General features: G+C 36.8%; 14 protein-coding genes. 9 read left to right on the top strand and 5 right to left on the bottom strand.

Translation table 11 applies throughout. The annotated features are described in order from the left end of the window. Positions 1-215: 215 nt before the first annotated feature. Positions 216-1,982 (bottom strand): signal peptide peptidase SppA, encoded by a 1,767-nt coding sequence (gene sppA, locus ASF92_RS06875; RefSeq protein WP_056089907.1) that lies wholly within the window; start codon positions 1,980-1,982, stop codon positions 216-218. Between the two features lie 51 nt (positions 1,983-2,033). Between sppA and folK the strand changes: the two genes are divergently transcribed. Further along, positions 2,034-2,528 (top strand): 2-amino-4-hydroxy-6-hydroxymethyldihydropteridine diphosphokinase, encoded by a 495-nt coding sequence (folK, locus tag ASF92_RS06870; protein WP_056089903.1) that lies wholly within the window; start codon positions 2,034-2,036, stop codon positions 2,526-2,528. An 87-nt stretch (positions 2,529-2,615) separates the two neighbouring features. On the opposite strand, the gene pssA is transcribed toward folK, so the two are convergent. Then, complete coding sequence (gene pssA / locus ASF92_RS06865) at positions 2,616-3,299, bottom strand: CDP-diacylglycerol--serine O-phosphatidyltransferase (RefSeq protein WP_056089898.1); 684 nt, start codon at positions 3,297-3,299, stop codon at positions 2,616-2,618. 96 nt (positions 3,300-3,395) lie between these two features. After that, positions 3,396-5,117, bottom strand: a complete 1,722-nt coding sequence (gene rho / locus ASF92_RS06860; RefSeq protein WP_056089895.1) for a transcription termination factor Rho — start codon at positions 5,115-5,117, stop codon at positions 3,396-3,398. Between the two features lie 419 nt (positions 5,118-5,536). On the opposite strand from rho, the gene pyrF reads away from it, so the two are divergent. From pyrF to ASF92_RS06830, 6 genes are all read left to right on the top strand, one after another. Continuing rightward, positions 5,537-6,367: an orotidine-5'-phosphate decarboxylase gene (pyrF, locus tag ASF92_RS06855; protein ID WP_056089892.1), complete on the top strand. Its 831-nt coding sequence runs from the start codon at positions 5,537-5,539 to the stop codon at positions 6,365-6,367. Positions 6,368-6,448: 81 nt separating this feature from the next. Continuing rightward, positions 6,449-6,820, top strand: coding sequence for a GxxExxY protein (locus tag ASF92_RS06850; RefSeq protein WP_056089889.1), 372 nt, complete (start codon positions 6,449-6,451; stop codon positions 6,818-6,820). Positions 6,821-6,983: 163 nt separating this feature from the next. Then, the gene (locus ASF92_RS06845) at positions 6,984-7,889 is read left to right on the top strand and encodes a DMT family transporter (RefSeq protein ID WP_056089885.1); all 906 of its coding nucleotides are present in this window, start codon (positions 6,984-6,986) and stop codon (positions 7,887-7,889) included. A gap of 118 nt (positions 7,890-8,007) precedes the next feature. After that, on the top strand, positions 8,008-9,291 hold the full coding sequence (locus ASF92_RS06840; RefSeq protein ID WP_056089881.1) for a DUF2851 family protein: 1,284 nt from the start codon (positions 8,008-8,010) through the stop codon (positions 9,289-9,291). Positions 9,292-9,339: 48 nt separating this feature from the next. Beyond that, positions 9,340-9,555 (top strand): hypothetical protein, encoded by a 216-nt coding sequence (locus ASF92_RS06835; RefSeq protein WP_056089878.1) that lies wholly within the window; start codon positions 9,340-9,342, stop codon positions 9,553-9,555. 102 nt (positions 9,556-9,657) lie between these two features. Continuing rightward, positions 9,658-9,876 carry a PspC family transcriptional regulator gene (locus ASF92_RS06830; protein ID WP_056089875.1) on the top strand — a complete coding sequence of 73 codons (219 nt, stop codon included), beginning with the start codon at positions 9,658-9,660 and terminating at the stop codon, positions 9,874-9,876. 223 nt (positions 9,877-10,099) lie between these two features. Here ASF92_RS06830 and ASF92_RS06825 read toward each other — a convergent pair whose 3' ends face one another. Beyond that, positions 10,100-10,753, bottom strand: coding sequence for an ankyrin repeat domain-containing protein (locus ASF92_RS06825; protein ID WP_056089872.1), 654 nt, complete (start codon positions 10,751-10,753; stop codon positions 10,100-10,102). Between the two features lie 364 nt (positions 10,754-11,117). Between ASF92_RS06825 and ASF92_RS06820 the strand changes: the two genes are divergently transcribed. Both ASF92_RS06820 and ASF92_RS06815 read left to right on the top strand, forming a co-directional pair. Continuing rightward, positions 11,118-13,724 (top strand): DNA translocase FtsK, encoded by a 2,607-nt coding sequence (locus ASF92_RS06820; RefSeq protein WP_056089869.1) that lies wholly within the window; start codon positions 11,118-11,120, stop codon positions 13,722-13,724. 56 nt (positions 13,725-13,780) lie between these two features. Next, complete coding sequence (locus tag ASF92_RS06815) at positions 13,781-14,431, top strand: outer membrane lipoprotein carrier protein LolA (protein ID WP_056089864.1); 651 nt, start codon at positions 13,781-13,783, stop codon at positions 14,429-14,431. A gap of 313 nt (positions 14,432-14,744) precedes the next feature. Here ASF92_RS06815 and ASF92_RS06810 read toward each other — a convergent pair whose 3' ends face one another. Beyond that, positions 14,745-15,971, bottom strand: a complete 1,227-nt coding sequence (locus tag ASF92_RS06810; RefSeq protein ID WP_056089861.1) for a multidrug effflux MFS transporter — start codon at positions 15,969-15,971, stop codon at positions 14,745-14,747. Positions 15,972-16,092 lie beyond the last annotated feature (121 nt).

The following is a 16,092-nucleotide window of genomic DNA, read 5'->3' as shown; positions in this document are numbered from 1 at the left end:
TCAATCCGTTAATGGGACTTATTTAACGCTACACCCGGAGTGGAAACAGTTAGAGTAATGGGAAATGGCAAATAAGTAATAGAAAATAGGAAATGGCAAATAGGTAATAGAAAATGGGGAATGGCAAATAAGTAATAGAAAATAGGGAATGGAAAATGATAATAGAAGATGGATGACGGTGTATTCCGTTTTCCATCTTCCATCTAGTATTAAAATTATTTTATTACGGCTTCAAATGGCATTCTGGCCTGAATCCCGGAACTAGCCATAACCTTTTTCATTTGCTGGTAAAGCATGTAATTATCACCTAATTCCTGTTTTGTATAATAGGTTTTAATTTTATCTGTACTTTCTTCTAATAAAGATTTCAAAGGGTCGATAACATCAGGATATTCTACCACTTTATAGTTTTTAAGCTTAGCTTTTTTGGCGGCAGATTTTATTGCATCGTTAAAACTTCCAATTCTATCGGCTAACCCAATTTGAACGGCGTCGGTTCCAATCCAAACATGACCGCCGCCAATGCTATCGATATAAGCTTTACTTTTCTTCCTCCCATCGGCCACACGACTTACGAAACCACTGTAAATTCTATTTAATTCATTTTGGATTATAAATCTTTCACCTTCCGTCATCGGACGGTTAGTTGCCATGATATCAGCATATTTACCTGTTTTCACCCCATCAAATGTAATGCCCAGTTTGTTGGTCATTAGGTTTTGGAAGTTTGGAATAATACCAAACACACCGATTGATCCTGTAATGGTATTCGGCTGAACGAAAATACTATCAGCAGCGCAGCCAATATAATATCCACCTGATGCCGCGACATCACCAAATGAGGCAATAACCGGTTTTTCTTTCTTTGTCAAAACAATTTCTCTCCAAATTACGTCAGATGCCAATGCACTGCCACCTGGTGAATTCACGCGAAGCACAATGGCTTTGATGTCATCATCTAAACGGGCTTTACGAATGGCCCTTGAAATTCGCTCAGAACCAATCTGGTTATCAGAGCCTTCTCCTCCTGTAATCTCTCCATTCGCATAAATTACGGCTACCTTATCCTTCCCGGAACCGGCAGCTGTATTGTTTTTTAAATAGTCATTTATAGAGACTGAACTTATATTCTGCTTTTTGGTTTTACCTGATAGTGCTTTTAGTTCTTCCAGTATTTCGTCTTTATATTTCAGGCCATCAATCATCTTGAAATTTAAAGCATCTTTAGGTGCCCTGATTTTATAATTGTCAGCAATGCTGTAAAGACTGTCTTTTTGAATATCTCTGGTTTGTGCAATATCCGTTAAAAAAGTATTGTAAAGTCCCCCTACATAAGCCGTAACCTGTTTGCGGTTATAATCGCTCATTTTGTCTAAAATAAATGGCTCGACAGCACTTTTGTAATTACCTACACGAATAACCTGCATTTCCACGCCAACTTTTTCGAGCGTGCCTTTGAAAAAAGTTAACTCAGAACTAAAACCTTTGAATTCTAACGCCCCTTCCGGATTTAAATAAACCTTATCTGCCGCTGATGCAATGTAATAAGCACCCTGGGTGTAAACTTCACTATAGGCCAATATTTTTTTATGAGATTTCTTAAAGTCTATTAATGCATTTCTAACTTCGCGCATGGTTGCAAAACCCGCATTCGGACTGCTAACATTTAGGTAAATGCATTTTATATTATCGTCGGTTTTCGCCCGCTGTATGGATTTTAAAAGATCACTTAAACCGAGACCATCCTTTTCTTCACCACCTACAATGGGAAGATTCCCAAAAGGATTTTTTGGTGTACGTTCTGTTATGGCCTGATCGAGGTTTAGATACAGAACTGAATTTGTACCCACACTAATTGTTTTATCATCATCGATCGACGAAATGGCAGCAACTATAATAATGAAGCAAACAAAAAACAGGATTACAACAGATAGGAAAAAGCCTAACATTGATGCAAATAAATACTTAAAAAAATCTCTCATTTAAATGTTTTAATTTTGTGGCGTAAAGATATAAAAATACAAAGTTTAAATATGGCATTAGAGCATACAATTGCTTATTTGTTACTGGGTGGAAATTTGGGCGACAGAAAGAAAAACCTGGAGCTGGCGATTCAATTTTTAAATAAGGAGGCTGGAAAAGTTGTATCCATTTCATCTATATATGAAACAACCGCATGGGGGAAAGTAAATCAACCTGATTTTCTGAACCAGGCGATTGCCTTAAGTACAAATTTGAGTGCTTTAGAACTGCTGGACAAGGCGCTGGAAATTGAGCGGAAATTAGGCAGAATCCGGAAGGAAAAGTGGGGAGAAAGGTTGATAGATATCGACCTTATCTTGTTCGGAAATGAAGTTATCAATATCGAAGGAAAACTTCAAATTCCACACCCACACATGCAAAACAGAAAATTCGTTATGCAACCGCTTGCAGAAATTGCTCCTGATATAAATCATCCCGTTTTAGGCAAAAGCATTTTAGAAATGGCTGAAAATATTTCCGACAATTTAGAAGTGAACAAGTTGTAATTAAATTATGTTTTTTTTAATCGACAACGGTGCTCTATGTGCTGGTAAATATAAAATAACGCAAATACCAAATAGATTTTATGGCAGTTAATCTGGTGTTACTCCTCTGAAATGTAAGGCAGACATGGTTATATAGAGTACCAACACAAAAGGAATTGCTGCGAATTGTAAAGCGGCAATTAAAACCGTCGATAAGATTAGAAAAATAAACTTGATTTTGTTTTTTGCCCAGCTTAAATCACTAAACTTCAGAGAGAATATTTTTATTTCGCTAACCAGTAAGAAGCTTGTAACCGAAGTAATGGAAACAAGCAGTATGGTAGATCCGATAACCGCGGGATAGTCGATGCCTATAAAAGGTAATGAACAGATGAAAAGTGTGTTCATCGGCGTATTTAGCCCAATAAAATCTTCGGTTTGCCTTTCATCATTATTAAACTTTGCCAGGCGCAAAGCGGAGAAAATTGTAATTAAGAAACCTAAATACGGCAAATAAGCCGAAGTGTAATCACTCAGTTTAAAAAGCTGAAACATGATAACCCCGGGTAGGACGCCAAAGCTTACCATATCTGCGAGAGAATCCAAATCTTTCCCAATTGCTGATTTTACATTCAATAAACGGGCGATCATTCCATCGAAGAAATCAAAAATACCAGAAAGAATAACGAAATATGCTGCAATTTGTAAGTCGCCCTTAAATGCAAGAACGACTCCAATACAGCCAGAAAAAAGGTTTGCACAGGTAATCGCATTAGGGATATGCTTTTTCATTTATTTTGAGTTGAAAGTACAAAGTTAAAAGTTTAAAGTGGCTGGATTCGCATTTCGAAAACTTTCAACTTTAAACCTTCAACTTTTAACACTCTACTAGCTATTCATCGAAATAAGAAATTCTTCGTTGCTTTTTGTGCCTTTTATCTGTGCCTGTACAAATTCCATTGCTTCCTGGCTATTCATGTCTGCCAGGTGGTTACGTAAAATCCAAACGCGCTGTAAAATGTCTCTGTCTAACAATAAATCGTCTCTACGTGTGCTTGATGCGGTAATGTCAATAGCCGGGAAGATACGCTTGTTCGATAATTTACGGTCTAATTGTAACTCCATGTTACCAGTACCTTTAAATTCTTCGAAGATAACCTCATCCATTTTAGAACCTGTATCCGTCAATGCAGTAGCCAGAATTGTCAAGGAACCACCATTTTCAATGTTACGGGCTGCACCAAAAAAACGTTTTGGCTTATGTAATGCATTTGCATCAACACCACCTGATAAAATTTTACCAGATGCAGGTGCAGTTGTGTTATAAGCACGGGCTAAACGGGTAATTGAATCCAGAAGGATAACTACATCATGCCCGCTTTCGACCAAACGCTTAGACTTTTCTAAAACGATGTTGGCAATTTTTACGTGACGTTCAGCTGGCTCATCGAAGGTAGAGGCAATAACTTCTGCTCTAACGCTACGAGCCATATCCGTAACCTCTTCCGGGCGTTCATCGATTAATAGAATAATTAAATAAACTTCCGGATGGTTTTTAGCTATCGCATTGGCAACTTCTTTCAGTAAATTGGTTTTACCTGTTTTCGGCTGTGCTACAATTAAACCACGTTGTCCCTTACCAATCGGCGTAAATAAATCCATAATACGGGTAGAGTAATTGCTGTTATCCGTAAATAAATTCAATTTTTCTGTCGGGAAAAGTGGTGTTAAATAATCAAATGGAACACGATCGCGAACTTCGGCAGGGATTCTGCCGTTAATGGTTTCGACACGAACCAATGGGAAATATTTTTCGCCCTCTTTCGGTGGACGGATACTACCTTTTACGGTGTCGCCGGTTTTTAATCCAAAAAGTTTAATTTGTGATTGTGATACGTATATATCATCAGGAGAAGTTAAATAGTTATAATCAGCAGAGCGTAAGAAACCGTAACCATCAGGCATAATTTCTAAAACCCCCTCGTTAGTGATTACATTATCGAAATCTAAATTAGAATAACTGTTTTCGTTTTTATGGTGATTTCCACCTCCAGGTTGTTTTTGCTGGCGATTATCTTCACGCTGCGGTTTTTCTTGCTTTTCTCTTGGTTCTTGTTTTTGTTTCGGAGCCGCCGGAATCACTTCTGCACTTTCCTCAATTAAGGCAGAAATTGGTTTGGTGCCGCCATCCTCTGGTTCCACAATTCGGTCTGGTTGTCTTTCAGGTTGTTGCTGGTGTTGTGGCTCATCAAATAAAGTTACCGAATCTCTTCGTCTTTCGATAGGCGCTGCAGGTTCATCCTTACTTAATCTTGCTCTTTTTTTTACTGGTTTCTCCGGGCTGGAAACGGAAGTAGCTGAAGCAGCAACTTTCGGTGCCTTTTCGGTTTTAGCAGTTTTCGTTTTTGGTATTGGTGCTACAGCGATAGGCTCATTTTCACTATATGGGTCTGCATCGGATTTAGCAGCATTTATAATTTCTTGCTGATGTAAAAGCACTTCAACAAGATCAATTTTTCTGAGGGATTCGGCACCTTCAATGCCATAAGATTTTGCAAGCTCACGTAATTCTGGTGTGAGCTTATCATTTAATTCTGTTTTGCTAAACATTCTAAATATATATGTTTCAAGAAATTTTTCTTTTACTTATAACGGATGTCCTGTTATAAATCTGCATAGGCCTAAATACATAAATTGTGCAAGCCCGGCGGTTAATTAAGCATAATTCTTTAAGGTTATAAAACTAAATGAGTTGGTTATTTGGATGTACTCAAATGTTTCATAAATTGTTTATAAGCTAAATACAAAGCGGCAATCGCTTTCAAAAAATGGTAACAAAAAACAAGTCTTGATAAATTTTTCTGGGATATTCAGATAAACGGTTGAGGAATTATGGTGCAATTGTATGTATTTGAAACGTAATCTGCAAGAAAAAGTTTAAAATGTTTAAAAAATAGTTGCGGTGAGGATTATTTCTTCTTTATGAAAACTTAAAAAAAAACCCATATTTGCAGCAAATAAGCCCTTATATGACTAAGCAACAACTTTTTGAGCAGATACAAAAAAAGCGTTCATTTTTATGTGTTGGATTGGATTCCTCGCTGGATAAGATCCCTAAGCACCTGCTAAAATACGAAAATCCTATTCTGGAGTTCAATAAGCAAATTATTGATGCCACTAAAGATTTGTGTGTTGCTTACAAGCCAAATACTGCTTTTTATGAATGTTATGGCAAAAAAGGATGGGAAACACTTATTGAAACATTTAAATACATTCCCCAGGATGTTTTTTCCATTGCGGATGCCAAGCGCGGCGACATCGGTAATACTTCTGCTATGTATGCAGAAACTTTTTTTAATGCACAATCTTCTGAGATGAGTTTTGATTCGGTTACGGTTGCCCCATACATGGGAAGTGATTCTGTTATGCCGTTTCTTACGTTTAAAGATAAATGGGTTATCCTGTTGGCGTTGACATCAAATTCAGGCCACGCCGATTTTCAATTACAGGAAATTGGCAAAGATAGATTGTTTGAAAAAGTATTAAAAACATCGCAACAATGGGCAACTGATGAGCAGATGATGTACGTTGTTGGCGCAACCCGAGGTGCTGCATTTGCAGATGTACGCAAGTTGGTGCCAAATCATTTCCTTTTGGTTCCTGGCGTCGGAGCACAGGGCGGTAATTTACAGGAAGTTTGTAAATACGGATTGAATTCGCAATGCGGATTATTAATCAACTCTTCACGCGGAATTATTTATGCAGGCAGTGGCGAAGATTTTGCAGAAAAGGCCAGGGAAGAGGCTATGAAATTACAAAAAGAAATGGAACAAATACTGGTTACTGCTGAATTGGTCTAGTTCAATAATTAACCACAGATAGACAGGATAAACACAGATTGAAGGCGGGTATAAATTCGAGAATATTCCTATATTGTTTGGATGTTGAGCCAAAATGAAATAACAGAAAAAATAATTGGAGCCGCTTATAAGGTTTCAAATGCTTTGGGATGTGGTTTCTTGGAAAAGGTTTACGAAAATGCGCTATTCATTGAAATTAAAAAAACTGGCCTAAATGTAATTAAACAACATGCTTTACAAGTTTTTTACGACGATCAAGTTGTCGGAGATTATTTTGCTGATTTATTTGTAGAAAACGAAGTTGTGGTTGAATTGAAAACTGTTACGATGATTACAGATATTCATCAGGCTCAATTAATGAATTACCTAACTGCCTGTAATAAACGCTGTGGTTTGATTATTAATTTCGCCAAACCTCGTATTGAAATAAAAAGAATGGTCAATGGCTATTAATCTTCAAATATCTTTGTTTATCTGTAATAGCTGAAGTTTAATATTAACATTAAAATTTTTTTTACCCTGAATTTAGAAAATACCAGGAATGATTAACGCCTATTAATCCTTGAAACATCTGCGTTTATCTGTGTCCATCCGTGGTTAAAATATTACCCTTACTATGAAACCCAAAATAGATTTAAAACTCATACTTGCCTTAACCGGCGTCGCCCTGATTTGGGGAACAACTTATTTGGGTATTCGTGTCGCCGTAGAAAGCATTCCTGCCTGGTACGTAACGGCCATTCGCCAAACGATTGCCTCCTTAATTATTCTGATCATCCTGATAAAACAGAAAGAATTGAAGTGGATTGGCTGGAGCAGTTTTAAGAGACAAATTTTACTTTCAATCTTAATGGTTGTTATTGCAAACGGCATGACAACCGTCGCCGAAAAAACAATTCCAAGTGGATTAACTTCTTTGATAAATGCCACTTCTCCACTTTTGGTCTTTCTGGGTTGTGTTTTCCTGGGGATTCAAAAACCCAGTTTAAAGGGTTTTGTAGGTGTTTTTGTTGGTTTTCTCGGTATTGTTTTCATTTTTAGGGATGGCATTAGCGACTTGCTTGAGCCAGGTTACCGAAATGGAATTTTATCCCTTGTAATAGCTGTTTCCGGTTGGACAATCGGAACTATTTATTCGAAAAAACACAGCGGAAAACCCCAGTATATATTCCTGAATCTTTTTTATCAGTTCGTGTTCTCTGCTATTGTTCAATTCGGTTTAGCCTTGATTTTTTCTGGCACAGCAGATGTAAGTTCCTGGAAGACTGAAAGTATTTTTGCTGCGGTTTACCTTGCGGTATTTGGTTCCGTTTTAGGATATTTTTGCTATCATTATGCATTGAAAAAAGTTTCTGCATCTGAAGTGTCGATACTTACTTATTTTAATACAGTAATCGCAATATTTTTGGGATGGTTAATTTTAAATGAGCATGTTGATGTGGATTTAATCGTAGCAACAATTTTGATCATTGCTGGTGTTTTTATCACGAATTACAGGAAGAGGACCGATCCTATAGGTTGACAGTGTATAGGCATCGCCATGAATATATTGTGGGTCAGATAAAATAAGATGCTGAAACAAATTCAGCAGGACGATTAGTTTTTTCTAAAACTTTTAGGAATATTCCCTATCTTTAAGTATGAATTTTTCGGAAGATTTTTTGCATTATGTTTGGCAATTCAGGTCGTTTGACAACAATGAGCTGAAAACTGCTGATGGCGAAAGTCTGAAGATCATACATCAGGGTTTTCTAAACAAAAATGCCGGACCGGATTTTAATAATTCTAAAATACAGATAGGCGATACAGTTTGGGCAGGGAATTTAGAAATTCACATTAAATCTTCTGATTGGTTAAGGCATAACCATCAAAGCGATTCGAGTTATGAAAATGTAATTCTTCATGTGGTTTATGAAAATGATGTAAAAATTAAAAGAATTGATGGTTCAATTTTACCTGTGCTGGAACTAAAAAACCGGATTGCTGAAGATTTGATTGAAAAGTACGAAACACTGTTTCTTACGTTAACAGATTTTCCTTGTAAAGCACAGATTAAAACCGTCGATAAACTGATTATCGATTCATTTGTGTCACGAACATTATTCGAAAGATTTGAGCAAAAAACGTATGTTGTATCAGAGACACTAAAAGAGTTGAATGGAAATTGGGACGAAACTTTCTATCGTTTTATGGCTCGTAATTTTGGTTTTAAAATAAATGCATTACCTTTTGAACTCGTTGCGAAAGCGATTCCTCAACAAATATATGGAAAGCATAAAGTTAATCCATTACAAATCGAGGCGTTGATTTTCGGTTCAGCCGGCTTTTTGAATGAGAAATTTGTAGAAGAATACCCTGTTCGATTGAAAAAGGAATTTGAATTTTTACAGAAAAAATATAACATTAAGCCCATCGACGTTTCGATTTGGAAATTCATGCGGATGCGCCCGCAGAACTTTCCAACACTACGCCTGGCGCAATTCGCTGCATTAATTGTAAAAGCAAATCATTTATTTTCTAAAGTGCTGGACATAAGTGTCGTTGCTGAACTTCGCGAGCTGTTCGAAAATTTGCCCGTAAATGTTTATTGGAAAACGCACTATCATTTTAAGAAAGAAACAGATGGTGTTAACATCCAAATTGGCAAAGCGTCAGTCGATAATATTTTATTAAACACGGTTGCATTGTTCTTATTTACTTATGGCAAACAGTCCGGAACACAATTTTATATCAACAGAGCGATTAAATTGCTGGAAAGTTTGCCGCCGGAACGAAACGCAATAACCGACAGGTTTTTACAGGCTGGCGTATTAATGTATAATGCCTTTACAACACAAGGAATTTTGCATTTGAAAAAGCACTATTGTGATGAGAAAAAATGCCTATCTTGTGGAATTGGATTAAAGATTTTGAAACAAGCTTAATTGTTTAATATTTATCAAACTTTATACTTTTCTATCGGTTTAGTCATTATGGAATTCCCGCACGAACTTAAGGAACTTTACCCTGATGAAATTATCGAAGTTAGAGGCAATGCTGATGCTTTAACGGTGATTTTGCATGCAGGAGTTGATATTGAAAAATTCAAAAATGATTTGAAAAAGAAGTATTCTGGTTTAGAGGAACAGCAGACTCTATTTATAAAACATGAAAACAGGCAGGATTTTGAAAAATTGATTTTAGAATAACCGCGCTTCCAAGTAAACTTTTAACCAATTATTATTGTTAAATTAGATTAAGGATTTCGCTTTCTTCAACTTATATTGAATTAGGATTTAAATAAGCTTATAATGTTCCAAAGAATCATCACATATTTTGAGCAGCAAAGTTTTGGAGTTTCTACATACCTTGCAAATAAGCTTAACATGAGTACAGCAAGGGTGCGTTTGTTTTTTATTTATTCCTCTTTTCTAGCTGTAGGTTTCCCAATACTGTTTTATTTTCTGGCTGCAGTTGTCTTAGATATCAGAACCTATATGAAAAAAATGAGGTTGAGAATTTGGGAGTAAACCCCAAACCCCTAAAGGGGCTTTCCATTCTACCGTTTGTATAATGCACTTAAATTTTCTTTGTCTTTAATGTGAAATACAGTTTTAAAAAGAAAAGTCTTTTCTCTCTAAAAGACTTTTCTTTTTGTAAATGTGTGCTTGACTTTGTCTATAAACGGCATTCGTTCATTTGCACATAGTCTTTGCTACATGGTTTTCATTCCCCCTTTAGGGGGCTAGGGGGTTAATCTTCTCTTAAAATCTCTGCAATTTCACGAAAGCCTTTTTCTGCCGCTAAATCAGCTGGAAGTTTTCCGCCTTCCATACGCAAACTAACCTCGGCTCCATGTTCTAAAAGCAGAATAATTAGCTCGATATTTCCTAATTGAGCAGCCGTATGCAGGGGTGCCAAGCCTGCCTTCTGGCAAACATTTGGATAGGCGCCTGCATCGAGAAGTAATTTTGTAATGTTAATGTTATTTGCCGCAACCGCTGAATGTATGGGGAAAACATTGAATCCGTTTTTGGATGCCAGATTTACATCAGCGCCCTTTAGAACTAAAAATCTGGCCAAATCTTCGTGTCCGAAGTAACAGGCTAGGCCTAACGGTGTAAAACCATCTTCAGAAAATTCGTTAACTGCACCAGGATTTTGAAAAATGAGTAAAGTTGCAGCATCAAATTTTCCGACTGCGCAGGCTTCAAATAAAGTTAGACTGTCTGCGAACTCTGCAATTAAATTTGCGATTTCTTGTTTCTTGTAATAACAAGCTAACAATAAAGGTGAAACATTATGAGAAGTATTGATGTTTGCAAGTTCTGGGTTTTGAAGCAAAATTTCTTTTACTGCTTCTAAATTCCCTGCTTCTATTTGTTGTTCGAGCTGCGCTATGTTCATATGATTTTACCAAATAACCGACTTAAATTAACGAAAAATTAATAGCGTGCAGAAATTTTTGGTGAAAAAATGTGAAAGAATGAGGTAACTAACAAAACGTGTTTTTGCATCTTTAAGATTACTAAGAAAATCTTTTATAATAAAAATCCCGTTTTACCTCTCCAGGTAAAACGGGATAAACCTAAAACAAAATCCGCTTCATTTGAAAAACGTAACAATTTGTGTATTGTTAATTGATAGACAATTTTTTCTGTTTAAGGTTTAATGCTGGCTGTTAATTTTATTAATTTAAGGCTGCTCTAAAACGCAGGAGATACAACTATATATTTTATATTTGTTCAACATTAAATTATTAGGATAGAAAATGGCGGCCAGGGGAAACCAGTTTAAAACCAATACATTCAGAGATAAAGGCGCTGAAAATGCACCGGGGAGAGGGGCTTCAAGTCGCCTTCCTAAAGAGAGAAGAGAATATTTGCCAAGTTTTGACTTGCAGGACGGGCGCGCTGTGAAAATCGTAGGTCTGTTTTTTGTTATACTTTCCCTTTACTTTTTAATTGCTTTTACGTCTTACTTATTTACCTGGCAAGATGATCAGAGTTATGTAATCGACGCTAACGGAGGTTGGTCAAACCTGTTTAAAACAACTGAAGAACTCAAAAATTCGGGCGTTAATGTTCCTATTGTGCAAAACTGGCTAGGTAAATTTGGCGCCCTATTGTCACACCAATTTATTTATGAGTGGTTTGGCATTGCTTCTTTTTTATTTGTTTTGGCATTCTTTATTATCGGTTACCGGTTGTTATTTAAGGTCAAAATTCTCTCTATCTCCAAAACACTAGGCTACAGTTTTTTCTTTTTATTATTTATTTCATTAACATTAGGCTTTGCTCATAGTTTCTGGTCTGAATCACCACATTATGTTGAAGGGGAGTTTGGTTATTGGAGTAATAAATTACTAGCTGCTCAAATTGGTGCAGCCGGAGTAGCTGGATTAATCGCTTTTGCCGGATTAACAATTTTAATTATCGCTTATAACATCGATTTTAAATTTCCCGAACGTAAACAAAAGGAAGTCTTCCTGGATAATGAAACACCAGATTATGTAAACGAGGTTCGTGAGCGGTTTGCACAAAATCGAGAAGTTGAAGAATCATCAGAACCAATTGAATTCCCGGTGCGTGAGAAAACACCATTGAATAGCGAGCGCAGACAACAAAACGTGGTGATACAACCAAGTCGTTACGAGGCAAAGGAAGACGGGGAAGAGGTAATTGCGCCTGTAAACTTATCGCCTTTAGCCACTAATTTACCTTTAGCAACCTCGGCGGCTATGGCGTCTGCAATGCCTTTAACGGTAGAGTCAGCAATTGAAGAAGAAGAAAAAGAGCCAACTTTTATAATCGAGAAGACCGAAGAAGAAAAAAAATCGGAAGATTTGGTTGAGCAGTTTGGAAATTATGATGAAAAGCTTGATTTGGCCGGCTATAAGTATCCAACCATAGATTTGTTAGAGAATTATGGTACCAATAAAATTTCAGTAAATGCAGAGGAACTGGAAGCTAATAAGAACAAAATTGTAGAAACGCTTAATCATTACAACATTGAAATCGATAAGATTAAGGCTACGATTGGTCCAACCGTTACGCTTTATGAGATTATACCTGCGCCTGGTGTAAGAATTTCAAAGATCAAAAACCTGGAAGATGATATTGCGCTTTCATTAGCGGCATTAGGCATTCGTATAATAGCGCCAATGCCGGGGAAAGGTACAATTGGTATCGAGGTACCTAATCAGCATCCGGAGATGGTTCCAATGCGTAGTATCCTTAACACAGAGAAGTGGACTTCAAATACGATGGATTTGCCGATTGCTTTAGGTAAGACCATCAGTAATGAGGTTTTTATCGCAGATTTGGCTAAAATGCCTCACTTACTGGTAGCAGGTGCAACAGGTCAGGGTAAGTCTGTCGGTATTAATTCTATTTTGGTTTCACTGTTATTTAAGAAACATCCTGCCCAACTCAAATTTGTGTTGGTCGATCCGAAAAAGGTTGAGCTGACTTTATTCAATAGGATTGAACGTCATTTCCTGGCTAAACTTCCGGGAGAAGCTGATGCGATTATTACGGATACTAAAAAGGTTGTTAATACCTTGAATTCTCTTTGTATCGAAATGGATCAACGCTATGATTTATTGAAAGATGCGCAGGTTAGAAATTTAAAAGAGTACAACGATAAATTCATCAAGCGTAAGCTTAATCCAAATAACGGACACCGATTTTTGCCTTTCATTGTACTTGTTGTAGACGAGTTCGCTGATTTGATGATGACAGCAGGTAAAGAGGTTGAGGCACCAATTGCACGTTTAGCACAGTTGGCCCGTGCAATTGGTATTCATCTGGTTCTTGCTACGCAGCGTCCTTCAGTTAATATAATCACAGGTACCATTAAAGCCAATTTCCCTGCCAGGTTAGCGTTCAGGGTGCTGTCAAAAATCGATTCTAGGACCATCTTAGACAGTGGCGGAGCAGACCAGTTGATTGGACGTGGTGATATGCTTTTATCTACAGGTAGCGACTTAATCAGACTACAGTGTGCTTTCGTTGATACGCCGGAGGTTGATAGAATCTCTGAATTTATTGGCAATCAACGTGGTTATTCAGATGCCTATCAATTGCCTGAATACATTGATGAGGCTGGAGAAGGTAGTAAAGCAGACTTTGACCCGAACGAACGGGATAAGTTTTTTGAAGATGCTGCAAGACTTATTGTATTACACCAACAGGGATCTACTTCATTGATTCAACGCAAATTAAAGCTAGGTTACAACCGCGCTGGCAGAATTATCGATCAATTGGAAGCAGCAGGTATCGTTGGTCCGTTTGAGGGAAGTAAGGCTCGTGAAGTTTTATATCCCGACGAGTATTCTTTGGAACAATTCTTGAATAGTATGGACGACAAGAATTAGATTAAACCAACGCTTAGTAATCTACTCTAACATTCAAAGAAAATTAAATACACCACATGAAGAAATTAATTTCAGCATTAATGGTTGTTGTTGCATTTACAACATCAACTTACGCTCAAACAGATGCAAAAGCCAAAGCTATTTTGGCAGAAGTAAGTAAAAAATACAAGTCATACAATATTGTTAAAACCGATTTTACTTTCACGTTAGAAAACCCGAAAGCAAAGGTGAAAGAAACACAGCAGGGTACGCTCTATGTTAAAGCGAATTCTAATAAATACAAGGTAGCCATGACAAATCAGGAACTATTCAGCGACGGCAAAAGCCAATGGACCTATCTCAAAAAAGACAAAGAAGTGCAGGTAAGCAGCATTGATCCAAATAGTGATGCAATAAATCCTGCTAAAATTTTTACTGTTTATGAAAAAGGCTTTAAATATGTTTATACAGGAGATCAAAAAGTAGGTGCAAAAACGTATCAAATGATTGATTTGACACCTACTGATACAAAGAAATCAATTTTTAAAGTGCGTTTAAGTATAGATAAAGCGGCTAAACAAATTGCTAATGTTGTTTTGTTCGATAAAAATGGAAATAAATACACTTACAATGTGAAAACTTTTTCACCTAATGTAAAAATACCGGAAACCACGTTTGCTTTCGATGCCAAAAAATATCCTGGCGTTGAAGTTGTTGATTTAAGATAATTTTCTTTCTCAATTTGAATAAAGAATTTTTTGAAAGGTTCAGTTGGAAACACCTGAACTTTTTTTGTTAACCACCTGAGACACCTAAGCAGGCCAATTATTCATTTATAGTTAATCGCTAATAAACCTTTCCCGGTTAATTTCTGATCTTATTGCACATTTCATACCTATAATGATACTATATGACTAGATGTAAGTATTCAAGTCAGGTGCTTAAATTATACTTATGATAAAAAAAAGCTATAGTGATCTCAGGTATCTAGGTGGTAAAAAAGGATAGTTAAAGTTGTGCTTGACTAATACTTCTTATAATTTAATGACCAACAACCGTTGCTTCAGATGATGCCTCAATTTCTGTTTTTATGTACCTCCTGCCAACTAATAGACAAATCAGAGCGATAAAGGCAGCAGCTGTCATAACTAGTGGCATCGGAACAACTGAATGCTCGCTGAATAAACTTACCATTACCGAAGCTAATGCACCTAACCCCATTTGAAGTGCACCCATCAAAGCTGATGCACTGCCAGCATTTTTACTGAACGGTGCAAGGGATAAAGCTGCTGCGTTTGGATTAATAAATCCTAAGCAACATAAAAATAGAGCGATAAAACCAATTGTTGAATACAGGTTCAGCCAATCGTTTAATGCGAAAACTAAGAATATTAAACTGAATAAGCATTGTGCTATTAGCGCACGGGTTACAATCTGCTTACTGGTAAACCATTTTAAAATTAAACTATTTATCTGACTAGATCCTATGAAAAACACAGATAACAGAGCAAATATCCATCCGTAGCCAGTTTTGCTTACTTCATAAATTTTCATAAAAACCTGCGGCGATGAAGATACATAAGCAAATAAACCCGAAAAAGTGATCGAGCTGATTAAAGCGTAAGTCGAAAATTGCGGGTTCTTCAAAACTGTTAAAAAGCTGTTTAGTATCGGCTTAGGTTTTAAAGAATAATTTGGGTCGGGTTTATAGCTTTCAGGTAATTTAAAAATAGATGCGAGCAGTATAAGTATAGCCATAAAACCCAAAAATACAAAGACATATTGCCATCCTAAAGCTGAAATTAAATAGCCACCGGCGGTCGGCGCAAGCATTGGCGAAACTGCGATAACCAACATCAATGAGGCAAAGACTTTCGGACTTTCCTCCACAGAAAATAAATCGCGAACCATGGCAACAGAAGCAACTGCGGTAGCGCAACTACCAATAGCCTGCACAAAACGTAAAACAATAAGCTGGTTAACATCGGTGACCGCTAAACATAAAAATGATGAAAGAATGTAAAGTGATAAACCAAAATATAAAGGCTTTTTGCGGCCAAACTTGTCAAGTAAGGGCCCGTACAAAAGTTGACCGGCCGAAATACCAATAAAAAAACTGGATAAGGATAATGCCACTGTAGATTCTGTGCTTTTCAAATCATCGGCGATGTCTACGAAACCCGGTAGATACATGTCAATCGAAAAAGGTCCGAGCGCAGCTAATGAACCTAAAATTAATATGAGATAGAAGTGTTGTTTCTTAGCCATTAAGATTTCCGGTTTTGGAGTTGCAAAGATTAGGAGATTTAAGTTATTAAACTATTTTTAAGGTCGAATGATTGTAAAAAGTATTGATATTAAAAATTAATGTTGAAAAGCTGAATCTGAT

Origin of the sequence: Pedobacter sp. Leaf176 (assembly GCF_001424305.1) — a bacterium.
GTDB lineage: Bacteria > Bacteroidota > Bacteroidia > Sphingobacteriales > Sphingobacteriaceae > Pedobacter.
Note: the sequence above shows the minus strand (reverse complement) of the source record. Positions and strands in the feature narration are given on the sequence as shown.

Bases quoted from the DNA above. Each gene is read 5' to 3' on its own strand.
- sppA (WP_056089907.1), bottom strand. From the start codon at position 1,982: ATGAGAGATTTTTTTAAGTATTTATTTGCATCAATGTTAGGCTTTTTC.
- folK (WP_056089903.1), top strand. From the start codon at position 2,034: ATGGCATTAGAGCATACAATTGCTTATTTGTTACTGGGTGGAAATTTG.
- pssA (WP_056089898.1), bottom strand. From the start codon at position 3,299: ATGAAAAAGCATATCCCTAATGCGATTACCTGTGCAAACCTTTTTTCT.
- rho (WP_056089895.1), bottom strand. From the start codon at position 5,117: ATGTTTAGCAAAACAGAATTAAATGATAAGCTCACACCAGAATTACGT.
- pyrF (WP_056089892.1), top strand. From the start codon at position 5,537: ATGACTAAGCAACAACTTTTTGAGCAGATACAAAAAAAGCGTTCATTT.
- ASF92_RS06850 (WP_056089889.1), top strand. From the start codon at position 6,449: ATGTTGAGCCAAAATGAAATAACAGAAAAAATAATTGGAGCCGCTTAT.
- ASF92_RS06845 (WP_056089885.1), top strand. From the start codon at position 6,984: ATGAAACCCAAAATAGATTTAAAACTCATACTTGCCTTAACCGGCGTC.
- ASF92_RS06840 (WP_056089881.1), top strand. From the start codon at position 8,008: ATGAATTTTTCGGAAGATTTTTTGCATTATGTTTGGCAATTCAGGTCG.
- ASF92_RS06835 (WP_056089878.1), top strand. From the start codon at position 9,340: ATGGAATTCCCGCACGAACTTAAGGAACTTTACCCTGATGAAATTATC.
- ASF92_RS06830 (WP_056089875.1), top strand. From the start codon at position 9,658: ATGTTCCAAAGAATCATCACATATTTTGAGCAGCAAAGTTTTGGAGTT.
- ASF92_RS06825 (WP_056089872.1), bottom strand. From the start codon at position 10,753: ATGAACATAGCGCAGCTCGAACAACAAATAGAAGCAGGGAATTTAGAA.
- ASF92_RS06820 (WP_056089869.1), top strand. From the start codon at position 11,118: ATGGCGGCCAGGGGAAACCAGTTTAAAACCAATACATTCAGAGATAAA.
- ASF92_RS06815 (WP_056089864.1), top strand. From the start codon at position 13,781: ATGAAGAAATTAATTTCAGCATTAATGGTTGTTGTTGCATTTACAACA.
- ASF92_RS06810 (WP_056089861.1), bottom strand. From the start codon at position 15,971: ATGGCTAAGAAACAACACTTCTATCTCATATTAATTTTAGGTTCATTA.